Origin of the sequence: Caldicellulosiruptor acetigenus (assembly GCF_026914305.1) — a bacterium.
In the GTDB taxonomy this organism is placed as follows: domain Bacteria; phylum Bacillota; class Thermoanaerobacteria; order Caldicellulosiruptorales; family Caldicellulosiruptoraceae; genus Caldicellulosiruptor; species Caldicellulosiruptor acetigenus.
In genome coordinates this window covers 1,555,991-1,570,900 of sequence record NZ_CP113866.1, presented here as the reverse complement: position 1 = coordinate 1,570,900, position 14,910 = coordinate 1,555,991, and the positions used below count along the sequence as shown (strand labels likewise).

16 protein-coding genes are annotated in these 14,910 nt (G+C 35.9%); 14 read left to right on the top strand and 2 right to left on the bottom strand.

The features are described 5' to 3' along the window. The first annotated feature begins 76 nt into the window (after nt 1-76). The 8 genes from OTK01_RS07820 (at nt 77) to OTK01_RS07785 (ending at nt 8,596) form a co-directional block, all read left to right on the top strand. Nucleotides 77-805, top strand: a complete 729-nt coding sequence (locus OTK01_RS07820) for an ATP-binding protein (protein ID WP_029227490.1) — start codon at nt 77-79, stop codon at nt 803-805. A 48-nt stretch (nt 806-853) separates the two neighbouring features. Continuing rightward, nucleotides 854-2,503: a hydroxylamine reductase gene (gene hcp / locus OTK01_RS07815; RefSeq protein ID WP_029227491.1), complete on the top strand. Its 1,650-nt coding sequence runs from the start codon at nt 854-856 to the stop codon at nt 2,501-2,503. Nucleotides 2,504-2,746: 243 nt separating this feature from the next. Then, entirely contained in the window at nt 2,747-3,109 is a 363-nt protein-coding gene (locus OTK01_RS07810; RefSeq protein ID WP_029227492.1) for a Na-translocating system protein MpsC family protein, read from the top strand. 143 nt (nt 3,110-3,252) lie between these two features. Further along, nucleotides 3,253-3,678 carry a hypothetical protein gene (locus tag OTK01_RS07805; RefSeq protein ID WP_029227493.1) on the top strand — a complete coding sequence of 142 codons (426 nt, stop codon included), beginning with the start codon at nt 3,253-3,255 and terminating at the stop codon, nt 3,676-3,678. A 32-nt stretch (nt 3,679-3,710) separates the two neighbouring features. Beyond that, the gene (locus tag OTK01_RS07800; protein ID WP_013432469.1) at nt 3,711-5,579 is read left to right on the top strand and encodes a DUF4914 family protein; all 1,869 of its coding nucleotides are present in this window, start codon (nt 3,711-3,713) and stop codon (nt 5,577-5,579) included. A gap of 49 nt (nt 5,580-5,628) precedes the next feature. Beyond that, nucleotides 5,629-6,840 carry a 5-(carboxyamino)imidazole ribonucleotide synthase gene (locus OTK01_RS07795; protein WP_029227494.1) on the top strand — a complete coding sequence of 404 codons (1,212 nt, stop codon included), beginning with the start codon at nt 5,629-5,631 and terminating at the stop codon, nt 6,838-6,840. 5 nt (nt 6,841-6,845) lie between these two features. Beyond that, on the top strand, nt 6,846-7,373 hold the full coding sequence (gene purE / locus OTK01_RS07790; protein ID WP_013432471.1) for a 5-(carboxyamino)imidazole ribonucleotide mutase: 528 nt from the start codon (nt 6,846-6,848) through the stop codon (nt 7,371-7,373). Then, entirely contained in the window at nt 7,370-8,596 is a 1,227-nt protein-coding gene (locus OTK01_RS07785) for an L-lactate MFS transporter (RefSeq protein ID WP_029227495.1), read from the top strand. Before purE ends, OTK01_RS07785 begins: the two co-directional genes overlap by 4 nt. 54 nt (nt 8,597-8,650) lie before the next feature. Here the strand turns inward: OTK01_RS07785 and OTK01_RS07780 are convergent, their stop codons facing one another. Both OTK01_RS07780 and OTK01_RS07775 read right to left on the bottom strand, forming a co-directional pair. After that, on the bottom strand, nt 8,651-9,661 hold the full coding sequence (locus OTK01_RS07780) for an SPL family radical SAM protein (RefSeq protein ID WP_029227496.1): 1,011 nt from the start codon (nt 9,659-9,661) through the stop codon (nt 8,651-8,653). Beyond that, on the bottom strand, nt 9,630-10,469 hold the full coding sequence (locus OTK01_RS07775) for a 5'-methylthioadenosine/S-adenosylhomocysteine nucleosidase family protein (protein ID WP_013432474.1): 840 nt from the start codon (nt 10,467-10,469) through the stop codon (nt 9,630-9,632). The genes OTK01_RS07780 and OTK01_RS07775 overlap by 32 nt, the downstream gene beginning before the upstream one ends. 341 nt (nt 10,470-10,810) lie before the next feature. Between OTK01_RS07775 and OTK01_RS07770 the strand changes: the two genes are divergently transcribed. Genes OTK01_RS07770 through OTK01_RS07745 form a run of 6 tightly spaced genes read left to right on the top strand, consistent with a single transcriptional unit; the run spans nt 10,811 to nt 14,895 of the window. Continuing rightward, the gene (locus OTK01_RS07770; protein WP_029227497.1) at nt 10,811-11,839 is read left to right on the top strand and encodes an aliphatic sulfonate ABC transporter substrate-binding protein; all 1,029 of its coding nucleotides are present in this window, start codon (nt 10,811-10,813) and stop codon (nt 11,837-11,839) included. Nucleotides 11,840-11,842: 3 nt separating this feature from the next. Then, nucleotides 11,843-12,682 carry an ABC transporter ATP-binding protein gene (locus tag OTK01_RS07765; RefSeq protein WP_029227498.1) on the top strand — a complete coding sequence of 280 codons (840 nt, stop codon included), beginning with the start codon at nt 11,843-11,845 and terminating at the stop codon, nt 12,680-12,682. Then, nucleotides 12,672-13,388 (top strand): ABC transporter permease, encoded by a 717-nt coding sequence (locus OTK01_RS07760; RefSeq protein WP_029227499.1) that lies wholly within the window; start codon nt 12,672-12,674, stop codon nt 13,386-13,388. Before OTK01_RS07765 ends, OTK01_RS07760 begins: the two co-directional genes overlap by 11 nt. Before the next feature lie 26 nt (nt 13,389-13,414). Further along, nucleotides 13,415-13,624, top strand: coding sequence for a sulfur carrier protein ThiS (gene thiS, locus OTK01_RS07755; RefSeq protein WP_029227500.1), 210 nt, complete (start codon nt 13,415-13,417; stop codon nt 13,622-13,624). Next, nucleotides 13,621-14,433 carry a HesA/MoeB/ThiF family protein gene (locus tag OTK01_RS07750; protein WP_029227501.1) on the top strand — a complete coding sequence of 271 codons (813 nt, stop codon included), beginning with the start codon at nt 13,621-13,623 and terminating at the stop codon, nt 14,431-14,433. Before thiS ends, OTK01_RS07750 begins: the two co-directional genes overlap by 4 nt. Nucleotides 14,434-14,484: 51 nt before the next feature. Further along, nucleotides 14,485-14,895 carry a M67 family metallopeptidase gene (locus OTK01_RS07745; RefSeq protein WP_029227502.1) on the top strand — a complete coding sequence of 137 codons (411 nt, stop codon included), beginning with the start codon at nt 14,485-14,487 and terminating at the stop codon, nt 14,893-14,895. The last annotated feature ends 15 nt before the right edge of the window (nt 14,896-14,910 follow it).

Genomic DNA, 14,910 nt, shown 5'->3' with positions numbered 1-14,910 from the left:
GTAACATATGTTACCGCAAATATATTCTAAACCATATAAAATATAATTGCAAGTAAACAGAGAGGGATGGTTGAAAATGATAAGAAAGATTGTAAAGATCAACGAGGAAAAGTGCAATGGGTGCGGACTGTGTGTGAATGCTTGTGTTGAGGGTGCGATTGAGCTTGTAAATGGCAAGGCAAAACTTGTAAGTGAAGAATACTGTGACGGACTTGGCAACTGTCTTCCTGTTTGCCCAACAGGGGCGATTGAGATAATTGAAGCAGAAGCAAAACCATTCAATGAAAAGGCTGTGGAAGAAAGACTCAATCAGAAAAAACAGCATGAGCAGTTTTCATGTATGTGCCCTGGTTCTCAGGAGAGAGTAATTGAAAGAAGTAACATGCTCGAAGCTTCAGAGGAGAAAAATCAAAAGGTAGAAGAGAGCAAAGAAGAATTATCTCAACTTGTTAACTGGCCGGTGCAGCTAAATCTTGTTAATCCTTATGCAAAGTTTTTTGACAACGCGCATCTACTCATTGCGGCTGACTGTGTTGCATATGCATATGCGTCTTTCCACAGAGATTTTATGAAAGGAAAAGTGACAATAATAGGATGTCCAAAGCTTGACAATATTGAATACTTCTATGAAAAAATCTTAGAAATTATTCAAAGTCATAACATAAAGAGCATCACAGTTGTTAAGATGGAAGTTCCTTGTTGCAATGGTATTGCAAGCATAGTTAAAAAGGCCATGCTTCAGGCACAGAAGATTTTGCCGTATCAAGAGGTAACAATTACCACCGATGGTGGTATAAAAGAATAATTTTGGGTAAATAAAAACTGATAATATTTTGGGAGGTGCTATTTTGAGATGATCCAAACTGATATGTTTTGTTTCCAATGCGAGCAGACAGCAGGTGGAAAAGGCTGTACAAAGGTAGGTGTTTGCGGTAAAGACAGCAGAGTTGCCACACTTCAGGATTTGCTTTTGTACCAGTTAAAAGGCATTGCATACTTGGGTAGCAAAATTTTAGCTGAAGGAAAAAAGATTGACGAAGGTACAACCAAATTCATGATGGATGCTCTATTTTCTACTCTTACAAATGTGAACTTTGATGAGAAAAGATTTGTAAGGTATATTCTTGAAGCAGACAGTGTGAAAGAAAATCTAAAAAATCAAGTTTCAAACTTAGATAATCTACCGGCTGCCGTTTACTATCGACCACCAGAAGATGTTGAAAAGATGATAGCAGATGGGAAAAAGGTTGGAATTTTGGCAGATGACATTGATGATGATATCAGGTCTTTAAGAGAGCTCCTTATTTATGGCTTAAAAGGAATGGCTGCATATGCTCATCATGCATATAGGCTTGGCTACAAGGATGATGATGTGAACAATTTCTTCTTTACAGCACTTGCAAAAACGCTGGACAGCAATTTGTCAGCAGAGGAGCTTTACAACCTCTGTATGGAACTTGGAAAGAAGAATTTTAGATGTATGGAAATTTTGGACAAAGCTCACACTGAGACTTTTGGTCATCCACGGCCAACAGAAGTTTTGATTTCCAAGAAAAAAGGACCATTTATAATTGTCTCTGGGCATGATTTGAAAGACTTAAAAGATCTTTTAGAGCAAACAGAAGGAAAAGGAATAAATATCTATACACACGGTGAGATGCTTCCAGCACATGGTTATCCAGAGCTAAAGAAGTACAAACATCTTGTTGGTAACTATGGTGGTGCATGGCAGGACCAGCAGAAGGAATTTGACGGCATTCCAGGTTGTATCTTGATGACTACAAACTGTTTGCAAAAACCACGCGACAGTTACAAAGACAGAATATTTACAACGGGTGTTGTTGGGTTTGATGGTGTTGCACACATTGAAGAAGTAAATGGCAAAAAGGATTTCACACCAATTATCCAAAAGGCATTAGAGCTTGGTGGTTGGCAGGAAGACGAAGAAGAAAAGAAAATCCTTGTTGGATTTGCTCACAACACTGTGCTTGGTGTTGCAAACAAGATAATTGAGGCTGTAAAAAGTGGTCAGATCAAGCATTTCTTCCTGATTGGTGGATGTGATGGTGCAAAGCCAGGTAGAAACTACTATACAGAGTTTGCTGAAAAAACTCCAAAAGACACGCTTATTTTGACGCTTGCGTGTGGAAAGTATAGATTCAATAAGAAAGACTTTGGCTCAATTGGTGAATTTCCAAGGCTTTTAGATGTTGGCCAGTGCAACGATGCATATTCTGCAATCATCATCGCAATTGAACTTGCAAAAGCTTTTGGAGTTGATGTAAATGACTTGCCGCTTACACTTGTCCTTTCATGGTTTGAACAAAAAGCAGTAGCGATACTTTTGACACTGCTATCCCTTGGTATTAAAAACATCTATTTGGGTCCATCACTGCCAGCATTTGTTTCACCAAATATTCTGCAGGTACTTGTTGAGAGATTCAATATAAAACCTATTTCAAACCCCGAGAATGATTTGAATGAAATTTTGTCAAAAAAATAAGCGAAATAGGGTAAAAGGCGGGGTTGTGTGAGAAAAAACACAGCCCTGCCTTTTTTATATTAAGGTGCATAATGGGAAAATTAAAGTTGCAATTTATACAAAGTTGAATTTTTAAAATTAAGAAAAATCAAGAGGTTAGTAGCATGCAGGAAAAATTAATTGAAATATATTGACATCCAAATTTCATTTTGCTATACTTAAATCAAGACTTAAGTTAGACAGGGAAGGTTATTGACTGACAAAATGACAAAAGGGCAGATAGAGGCAAAAATCAGCGAGGCGGTAAGCAAGTTCGAAATAGAATACATGGGCAGAGGACCAAAGCAGATAAAAACTATAATTACAGAGGATATTATTGTTGTGAGACTAATTGGTTTTTTAAGTCCTACAGAAAAAAGGCTTGCGCAAACTAAGGAAGGCATTGAACTTATCAAAAAGGTGAGAGCAACTTTGTTTGAGAATGCAAAAGAGGATTTGGCAAACTTAATAAAACAGGTAATTGATGTTGACATTGCGGGCATATACTCAGATGTAAACACAGTAAATGGTGAAAAAGTAATTGTAATAACCCTAAATGAAAACTTAGAAAAAAAATTAAGTCAGTAAAATTTGGCAGACCAAGCAAAGGGCCAATAAATTGGCCAGTTGCAAGGTAGGCCAATATTTGCAGGGGAAAAAAGGCTTTGCAAATATTGGCCTTTTTTGATGCCCTGCAGAGGTGATGATTACAAATTAAGGAGGTATTTGTATTGTTTGCTGAAATTTATGAGGCAAACCTCTACAAGACTCAGGATTTACCGTCAAAACTGTTTACAAGAAAAACATTTTTTATACTCATAGAGAAATTTTTTAAAGAATACTGTGAGACAAATCCATTTTTGACAGGCTTCTTTTATAAATATTTTTGGGACGGAAGCTATATTGACCTGTGGGCCTTACCACTTGTTTTGTTGGATGTATTTCGCCTAAACACCAAAACTCTTAACTTTTATATAAGGAAAGATAAAAATTTTCTCAAAGACTTGAAAATTGTTGTGCAATGTTTGGAGTATTATGTTGTGGAATTTTTCAAAGAAAATGGGGAGTATTTCAGGCAAACCAAAGAAGTAATTGAAAACTACAGATATCTTCTAAAACTTTTGATTGAGAAGATTGAGTTTATTGAAAGTAACTGAAAAATTCTTCTTAATAGGAGGTATATATTGCGATGGTCAAGCTTCTAAACTTAAAGGTAAAAGATGAAGTGTATGAAATTTTAAGCAGCTGCAAAGGAATAATTATGCCAGAAAAGAGACTTGATTTTATAGATTTATCCCTTGGTGGAAAAGATAATATGGTGTTTGAGGTAAAGTATGAGGTAGAAGGTAAGGGCGAAGTGGTTGAGGCAATAGTTACAAGATGTAAAAATGGTATTGTTGTGAATTATCCTGATGTGTACATGAGAAGAAGAGACCCAGATAGCTTAATTATTGGTGATGATGGTGAAACTGATAAGCAGAGATACAAAGATATTTATGGAGACAATTTTGAAGCCGTAAGAAAAGAAACATTTGAGTGGTTAAAAAAGCAAGAATTAATAGTGTATGGCTTCTATGCTGGTGGAAAGGAACATGGTTATCCTGCTTTGGTCATAGCTCCAGCTAATGCTGCATTTTTTGGATTTGCTCTTGCTGATATTCAGGGGTTTATTCCAAAAAGCGAATTTGAAAAGATTGATGTTTTTGAACCAAAAGCAGTGATATATGTAGCTCCACCTTTTAGACATACACATTTTAACGGTAAACAAGTGGTTGTGCACAATAGGTTAAATGGCGTCCATGAAATATTTTCATATAACTTGTACCCAGGACCAAGTGCTAAAAAGGGAGTATATGGTGTACTTTTGAACATTGGCGAAATGGAAGGCTGGGTTGCAGCTCATGCTTCAACAGTCAGGATTGTTACACCATACGACAATGTGATAACAATCATGCACGAGGGAGCAAGTGGTGGCGGAAAGAGCGAAATGTGCCAGCAGATGCATAGAGAAAAAGACAATAGAGTTTTGCTTGGAGAAAATATTATAACCAAAGAAAGAATTTACCTTGAGATAAAAGAATCCTGCGAGATACATCCCGTGACAGACGATATAGCACTTGTCCATCCCAGCCTTCAAAAGGGTTCGAAAATGGTTGTAAAAGACGCTGAACAAGGTTGGTTTGTAAGGCTTGATAATATTCCACATTACGGTACAGACCCACAGCTTGAAAGGCTTTGCATTCATCCACCGGAGCCGTTAATATTCTTGAATTTAGAAGGTGTGCCTGGTTCAACCTGTCTTATATGGGAACACACAATGGATGAGCCAGGAAAACCTTGTCCTAACCCAAGAGTTATTTTGCCTCGCAGGTTTATTCCGAACATTGTGGATGAACCTGTTGAGGTTGACATACGAAGCTTTGGAGTGAGAACACCACCTTGCACTAAACAAAAGCCGACTTACGGTATTATAGGGATGTTTCACCTTTTACCACCTGCATTGGCATGGCTGTGGAGGCTTGTTAGTCCCCGCGGCCATGCAAATCCAAGCATAACACAGGCAGAAGCATTAAGTTCTGAAGGAGTTGGTTCTTACTGGCCATTTGCAACAGGACTTATGGTAAAGCAAGCAAATCTTTTGCTTGAACAGATTTTGCAGTTTACAAAGACCCAGTATATTCTCATTCCAAACCAGCACATAGGTGCGTACAAGGTTGGTTTTATGCCGCAATGGATAACAAGAGAGTATTTAGCAAAAAGAGGTAATGTAAAATTAAGACCTGACCAGCTAAAGCCTGCAAAGCTGCCGCTTTTGGGATGGGCACTTGAATACATGAAAGTTGAAGGAACTTATATACCAAAGTTTTTACTCCAGGTTGACCTTCAGCAGGAGGTTGGAGAAGAAGGCTATATGGAAGGAGCAAAGATTTTGACAGAATTCTTTAAGAAAGAGATTATAAAATTCAAAACATTGGATTTACATCCCCTTGGAAGAAAAATTATAGAATGCTGCTTAGATGATGGAAGCTTAGATGATTATGTATCTTTGATAAAATAGACAAAAACAATACCTCCCTGCAAAGAATATTTTGTGGGGAGGTCATTTATTGTTTTTTGAAGAGTTTGTGGTAAACTATATTTGGAAAGGAGAGATGAAAAGAGATATGCATCACAGCACTTTTGGTTTTCCCATAAAGAAAATTGGAATTATTGGTGGCGGACAGCTGGGTAAGATGCTTGCGCAAAAGGCAAAACAGATGGGCTTTTATGTCATCTCTTTAGACCCAAGCCCTGAGTGTCCTGCTGCTTCAGTCTCTGATGAGCTAATTGTGAGTGATTTTTACAACTCTGAAAAGTTAAAAGAGCTTGTTGAAAAAAGTGATATCACCACTTACGAGATAGAACATATCAACACTCAAGTGTTAAGAGACCTTTACGATAAGGGATATCAAATATATCCGTCGCCTTATTGTTTAGAGATTATTCAAGACAAATACAAACAAAAGCAAATGTTTAAAAACGCTAACCTCCCCGTACCAAGGTTTGAAAAGGTAACTCATTTGGATGTATCTTTTTTTGAGAAGTTTGGTTTCCCGTGTGTCCAAAAATCTTCAAAAGGCGGTTATGATGGAAGAGGTGTTGTTGTAATAAAGGACAAAGAGGATTTAAATAAAGTACTTAAGACAGAATCTTTTGTAGAAGAGTTAGTTGACATAAAAAAGGAATTGGCAGTGATGGTTGCCAGAAACAAAAGAGGAGATGTTAAAAGCTATCCTGTTGTTGAGATGGTTTTTGAGCAGTCAGCTAACATTCTTGATTTTTTAGTTGCACCTGCTAGGATTGACGAAAAGATAGCACAAAAAGCAAAAGAAATAGCAATCAAGGTGGTTGAAGTGCTGGATGGTGTTGGCGTGTTTGGAGTTGAGCTGTTTTTGACAAAGGATGACGAAATTTTAATAAATGAAGTTGCTCCAAGACCACATAACTCTGGGCATTATACAATAGAAGCATGTGTTACAAGTCAGTTTGAACAGCATATAAGAGCAATCTGCGACTTGCCACTCGGCTCTACAAGGCAACTTTCACCGGCTGTCATGATAAACCTCTTGGGCGAAAAAGATTATAAAGGAAAACCAAAGATAGAGGGCTTGGCAGAAAGTTTGTCTATAGAAGGAGTTTCGTTTCATTTCTATGGTAAGAAGATGACAGCACCTTTTAGAAAAATGGGGCATGTGACAATACTTGATGACAACTTGGAAGTAGCAATTGAAAAAGCAAAGAGGGTTAAAGAAGTACTCAAAATTAAAGCGGAGGTGTAATTTTGATGAAAAAACCACTTGTTGGAATTATTATGGGGAGCGATTCTGACCTTCCTGTTATGAAAGAGGCGGCAAAAGTTTTAGAAGATTTTGGGATAGAGTATGAGATAACAATTGTTTCCGCTCACAGAACTCCTGAGAGGATGTTCAAATATGCAAAAGAGGCAGAAGTACGGGGGATAGAAGTAATTATTGCTGGGGCTGGCGGTGCTGCACACCTTCCTGGCATGGTTGCTTCAATTTCATCTTTGCCGGTTATTGGCGTTCCAGTAAAAACTTCTTCTTTAAATGGTCTGGATTCTCTTATGTCAATTGTGCAAATGCCAGCAGGAGTGCCTGTTGCAACGGTAGCGATAAATAATGCCAAAAATGCTGGTATTTTGGCAGCTGAAATCCTTGGTATAAAGTATCCCAATATCAGACAAAAGGTGGTTGAATATAAAGAAAAAATGAGATTAGAAGTAGAAGAAAAAGCTAAAGGCTTAGAAAGTGTTGGGTATGAAGAATATCTTAAAAGGAGGCAGGATGGGTGACGAAAAATCATCCTGGGAATTTTGTAACCAACAAAAGTCGTTATGTTTACATATTATTGGGACTTATTATTAATTTATGTCTTGGTTCTGTATACTCATGGAGTGTGTTTAGAAAACCGCTGGAGCAACTGTTTAAGCTGAGTGCAACCGAAAGTAGTTTGCCATACATGATTTTTCTCGTATTTTATGCTATTTTGATGCCCCTTACGGGAAGGGTTTTAGATAAGTTTGGACCGCGGATGGTATCAATACTTGGAGGAATTTTAGTTGGTATTGGTTGGATTTTAGCAGGTTTTTCTAATGGTTTGATATATCTTATTCTGGGATATGGAATTATTGCTGGAACTGGCGTGGGAATTGCGTATGGAGTTCCGATTGCAGTTTCTGTGAAATGGTTTGAAGACAAAAGAGGATTTGCAGTTGGGTTGACTGTTTTAGGATTTGGCATGTCGCCTCTTATTACAGCACCTATTGCAAGAAAACTTATAGAGATGTATGGTCCTCTTTTAACATTTAGAATATTAGGAGTAGTTTTTCTGATTGTTATTATTTTATTATCAATTCCATTAAAATTTCCATTTAGAGAAGTAACAACTGATGAAGGGTTTAAGATCAAAAAAGATAAACTTTCTTATTCTTCTTCTGAGATGGTAAAAACAAAAACCTTCTGGGCTCTTTGGTTTTGCTTTGTTATAGGGACGCTGAGTGGGTTGATGGCAATTGGAATATCAAGCCCTGTTGGGCAGGAAATAATAAAATTATCAGCTGAAGCTGCGGCTGCGTCAGTTTCTGTCTTTGCTATTTTTAATGGAATTGGGCGACCATTTTTTGGATGGCTCACAGATAAAATTACACCGAGGTTTGCGGCAATATTTAATTTTTCTTTAATGTTTTTGGCGTCGTTCGGTATGCTTTTTGCAAAAGAGGGAATGACTCTTTTGTTTATGATAACTTTTAGTTTGTTGTGGTTGAGCTTAGGTGGTTGGCTTTCAATTGCTCCGACTGCGACTGCACAATTTTTTGGAACAATTCATTATAGTAAAAATTATGGTATTCTATTTACTGGCTATGGAGCGGGGGCTATTTTAGGAAACCTAATCTCTGGAAAGATTAGAGATATTTTTGGGAGCTATACGTTTAACTTCTATATAACAGCTATCCTCTCTATTGTTGGTATTTTGATTGCTCTTTTTTACTTAAAACCACTCATAAATCAAAAATAATTAATTTTAAGATAAAAGTTTGAAAAAATGCACCCTAGTTTTGGGTGCTATTTTTTATATCACAAAAATCTTTGATTTGGGAACAAATTTACTCAAATTTGAAATGAAGAAGTCCATCATCTCTTTTTTTAATTCAAAAGGATAAGTAAAAACACCATTTTCTTCTTCATAAGGAAATAGAGTAATTTCATTTTTGAATACTTTTTTCATTCTCTTGAGAAAATCTTTTGGAATTCTGAATACACCAACAGAAATATCTGTAATTTTAGAGGGCTGTATTTCTTCAAACACATTATTTATAAACTTTAAATATATCTCTTTCCAATTATTGGTAAACAGAAGGGGATCAAAACAAAGTCTTACATTCCACTCATTTTCAATAGCCTTTTTGATTGCATCAAGCCTTGCAGACAAACTTGGAGTTTTATGCTCAAACTCTTCTATAATTTCTTGGGGTGACAAGGTCCATGCTAAAATTACGTTCTCGGGTGGTTTTAGACTTTGCAGAACTTCATAGTTTGCAGTCTTTGTCCTGATTTCAATTGTCAAATCTTTTCTTGAAGTTGCATATTCAATAAACATGGTGCAAAAAGGAACAATTTTTTCAAATGCCATAATGTCAGTGTCATAAGACACTGATAGGTACAAGGGATGTCTTTTCAAAACCGAGTCAATCTCTTCAAAATAGTCTTCTATGTTAACAAATATTACTATATTAGCAGAAGAGTACATTCCTTTCAAGAAACAATAGTCACAGCTGAAGATGCAATTTAAAATGAGACTGGTATAATAAAAATGATTGTATCCAAAATCATGGCACAGAGGAGGACCAGGGTATAGAAATTCACCCTTCTTTTTAGCAAGTATTAGTTTTTTACTAATCTCTTGAAGTTTATAATTTTGTCTTGGTCTTGAGAAAACTTCTTTGTAGTTATCTATTTCTACTAAAACAGAGTTAGGGAATTTATCTAAAATTATTTTTGTAATCGGATGGGAAATAATCTCTCTTTCAATGTATATATGAGAAAAATGTTTAGCTAATAAGGAGTTTTTTGAGTTTTTCAAAGTATTGCTTGCCCTCCTTTTTTGAGTTTACATTTATATTAAAAAACTCTGAGATATCCTCTGGCAGATTTTCATGTCTTATTATATAACTCTTTAACAATTTCTCAAGTTGATATGTCATGGAAGTAGTAAGACGCAGACTACTTTTAAGCTTTTCAATCACTTCTCTTAATTTTTCCTCTTCGACCATAGTGGCGCAAAATTCAAGATTCACCTCAACAAGGGCATTTATAAAGTTTTCTATAAAAGGCATACTTTGTTTTACAAGATTTGTAACTTCTTGTGGTTCTATCTTCTCATATTCTAAAAAATCATAAACAATTTTAATACAATGGACATTGTGAGGGGCTAAAAAGCTTAAGGCTGCTTCAAAAAATCCTGCTCCTTCCATATCAACTATATCCCCTTCAATCTCACCAGTAAAGGTATCTTTCTTAACAGGAAATAAAAAAGTTTCAAGACAGACTTCTTTCATCTGGTGAGTTATCAGAATGTCGGGGTAAAATGCCCTTTTTGAGTGATGATTTATTATCTTGTTGCACAGCAGGACATCGCCTTTTGAAAGTTTTTTTTCCTTTGCACCACAAATTCCAATATTCAAGGCTATACATCTATCACTTGCTCCAAACTTTGTCAAAGCAAATGTGGTGGCTATTGCAGCTTGTAAAATTCCCTCTCCGCTCACTATAAGAAGAATCTCATCGCCAGAAAAAATTTGAAATTTTGATGGTTCGTATAATTTCTTGAGTCCGAAAGAGTCTATCAAAGCCTTGGCTTCAGAATAAAAGGCAGTGATGAAATATATCATTGACGGCTCTCTCCTTTATTGCTGTCATAGTTCAAAAATTTAAAAGTTATTTTAAATAATACAATACCACAAAGAAGAAGAGATGTGTACACGAAGTGAAGTTAAAAGAAGAACAATAGAAAAATTGATATTGCAGTTTGAGGTCTTCAAAAACATTAAAAAAACTATTGACATAAAAATTACCATGTATTATAATTTTAATAACCAAGTATACAGATAGAAATTTATAAGTTTGAAGTTAAAAATTTGCCTCTGCTCTTTAGTTTTTTAAGCAGAGGTAAAAAAATAACCTGAATTTGAAGTATTTCGATACAAATAGTTAATATTAGGGAGGTACATAAATGGAAATAAAAAGATATTATAAAGTGATTGCATCAATTTTATTGCCAATTGCATTGTTATTTCTCCTTTCAGGATGCTATGCAAGAAAAGAAAACAAAAATCTAAAGGTAAGAATTGCATTTTTCCCTAACATAACTCATGCCCAAGCATTGGTAGGGAAAGAACTTGGCATTTTCCAAAAGAGAATAGGTGAAGATGTAAAAGTTGAATATAAGGTTTTCAATGCAGGTCCAGCTGAGATAGAAGCATTTTTGGCAGATGAAGTTGACATAGGCTATATTGGACCTATACCTGCGATAAATGGATTTGCAAAGACAAATGGAGAAATAAAGATTATTGCAGGAGCTGCAAACGGAGGAATGATGCTGGTTTCAAGGCGCAATTTGAATATAAAGAGTTTAGGTGACTTAAAAGGGAAGAAAATTGCAGTTCCTCAATATGGGAATACTCAGGATATTGTGTTAAGGTTATTACTAAGTAAAGCTGGACTTAAAGATACTACTAAAGGTGGAAATGTTGAAATTATTCAGGCTGAAAATCCAGATATTAAAACTTTGCTTGATAGAAATCAGATAGATGCAGCGCTGGTTCCTGAGCCTTGGGGAACAAGGTTAAAAAAAGAAGTAAATAGCAATGTTGTACTTGACAGTAACCAAATAAGACGATACATAGATATTCCTACAACAGTAGTTATCACTACTTCAAAGTTTTTAAAAGAGCATTCTGATATTGTAGAAAAATTTCTCATAGCACATCTTGAGGCAACAGAATTTATTGAAAAAAATCCTGAAAAATCATGTGAAATAATAAATAACCAAATTTCTGAGATAACTTCTAAACCGCTGCCGGCGGACATCCTAAAAGAATCCTTCAAAAATATCAAACTTACAAGCGAAATACAAAGGGAATCCTTAGAAAAAGCAATTAAGTCATATTTTGAATTGGGATATTTAAGAGAAAAGCTAAATATAGAAGAGCTAGTAAATACAGAAATTTTAGATACAATTAAGAACAAAGAGGTGTATTAAAAATTGGCGTTAGCAGTTGAAAATGTAAGCAAAAAATTTCTATCAAAAAACAAAGAAATAACTGTGTTAGAAAAAATAAATTTAGAAGTACAAAAAGGGGAATTTATATGTATTCTTGGTCCCTCTGGATGTGGGAAGTCTACACTTTTGAATATAATTGCAGGACTTGAAAAACCCTCTGAGGGAAAGGTTTTTTTAAACGGCAAAGAGATTTTGTCACCCGGACCAGATAGGATTGTAATGTTCCAAGAGTCTGCTTTATTTCCATGGCTAAAAGTCATTGACAATGTTGAATTCGGCATGAAAATATGCGGTATCCCTAAGAAAGAAAGGTATGAAAAAGCGCTCAAATACTTAAGAATGGTTCACTTAACAAAGTTTAAAGACGCTTATGTTCACCAATTATCGGGTGGAATGAAACAAAGAGTTGCCTTAGCAAGAGCATTGACACTTGATTCTGAAGTTTTGCTCATGGATGAGCCTTTTGCAGCGCTTGATAGCCAAACTAAAAATATATTGTTACTTGAACTTCAACGAATTTGGTGGGAGACAAAAAAGACAATTATATTTGTCACACATAACGTAGAAGAAGCAGTTCTTTTAGCAGACAAAGTGGTGGTTATGTCTTCAAACCCGGGAAAAATCAAAAAAGTTTTTGAAATAAAACTTGCAAGACCGCGACTTCTTGACAATCCAGACATAGTTTATATGATATCTGCCATTATGAAAGAATTAAAAGATGAGGTGGAAAAGATTGCAAAAGCAGAATACGATAGCGATTGGAGTTTTGAAAAGGACACTGTTTTATATAGCTCTGATAGTAGCTTGGGAATTGGTCTATAGGATTTTTGTTGAGCTTTTTAAGATATGGAAACCTTATGTTTTTCCATCTCCTATCTCAGTGATAGAGACATTTGTGAGACTTTTAAACGACAATACTTTAACTGTGGCAATGATAGCAACAGTGAGGAGAATGCTTATAGGGTATTTGATTGCTGTTGTTATAGGGGTTGTTGTCGGACTTGCAATTGTAAAATCTGAATTTTTAGATAAGAATTTAAGGCCTCTTATTCTTGGTTTTCAAACACTGCCAAGTGTATGCTGGTTACCGTTTGCTATATTATGGTATGGTCTTTCAGAAAAAGCAATTATATTTGTTACTGCAATAGGTTCTATCTTTTCTATTACACTTGCTGTTGAGTCAGGTATTAAAAATGTCAATCCACTTTATATAAAAGCTGCAAAGACAATGGGTGCAACAGGATTAAGACTTTACCTGAATGTTATATTTCCTGCAAGCCTTCCATTTGTTATCTCAGGCATGAAGCAAGGTTGGTCATTTGCATTCAGAGCTTTGATGGCAGGTGAGATGCTTTTTGCTACAAAAGGTTTGGGGCAAGTACTCATGGTTGGAAGAGACCTTGCAGATATGAGTCAAGTCATTAGCGTGATGATAGTAACGATTGTATTTGGGCTTGTGATAGAAAAGGCAATTTTTGGCCCCTTAGAAAATCAAATAAGAATTAGATGGGGCCTTAAAAATACATGAAAAATTCCTGAGGGAGGTAGAAAAGAATGAAAATTAAAGCAAATGGAAATGAAGTACAAATTGAAAGAGAGATGACAATCTTTGAGATGTTAGATGCTTTGAATGTTTCAATGAAAGAATATGTAACAGTGCAACTCAACGGCCAAATTATCCCCAGAAGTGAATATGATAAGGTTACAGTAAAAGAAGGCGATGAGGTTGAGTTTCTATATTTCATGGGAGGGGGACTATTATGAAGCTAACAGACATCCAACTTGAAAGATACTCAAGACATATCATCCTAAACGAGGTTGGAGCTAAAGGACAACAAAAACTTTTGGAATCTAAGGTTTTGATCATTGGGACCGGGGGACTTGGTTCACCTGCTGCAATGTTTTTGGCAGCTGCCGGTGTTGGGACAATTGGACTTGTTGATTTCGACGCTGTTGAACTTTCCAATCTCCAAAGACAAATAATACATTTTACACCCGATGTAGGCAAGCCAAAGGTGTTTTCTGCAAAGGAAAAGATAAACCAAATAAATCCGGATGTGGTAGTAGTAACTTATCGTGAAATGGTAAATTCAAGCAATATTATAGATATTATCAAGGACAGAGATTATGATTTTATAATCGACGGCACAGACAACTTTCCAGCAAAATTTCTGATAAACGATGCCTGTGTGATGTTAAAAAAGCCATTTTCACATGCAGGTATCATAAGATTTGATGGGCAAACCATGACATATGTGCCAGAAAAAGGACCATGCTTTAGATGTATCTTTCAAAGCCCACCGCCACCTGATGCAGTTCCAACTTGCAAGCAGGCAGGAGTTTTAGGTGTGATGGGTGGTATAATTGGCACAATCCAGGCTACAGAAGCAATTAAATATTTGCTTGGAATTGGTGAACTTCTAACAGGATATATCCTGATTTACAATGCTTTTAAGATGGATTTTAGAAAAGTAAAGATAAACAAGAGAGAAAGCTGTGAGGTGTGCGGTGAAAATCCAACAATAAAAGAGTTAATTGACTATGAGCAGCCCCAATGTGATTTAAAAAACTAACGAGAAGAGTGCAAGAATAGATGTCTAAAAAACAGGAGGGACAAAGAAAAATTGATAATATTGCCAAAAACATTATATGAGGAGATTTTGAATCATTGTTTAAACTCCTTGCCTATAGAGGCATGCGGACTTCTGGGTGGAGTTATTGAAGATGAAAAAAGAATTGTCAAAAAGGTTTACTTGCTTACTAATGTTGACCAAAGCCCAGAGCATTTTTCAATGGACCCGCTTGAGCAGTTTGCAGCTGTAAAAGATATGAGAAAAAACGGATGGGTATTACTTGGTAATTTCCATAGCCATCCAACATCACCTTCAAGACCATCTGAAGAGGATAAGAGACTTGCTTTTGACAGGGATTTGAGCTATCTTATATTATCGCTCATGGACGAAAAAAATCCTGTTTTAAAATCATTTAGGATATATGAGAGCTATGTGGAAGAAGAAGAGATACAAATCATTTGAAAAAGCAGGGGGTAT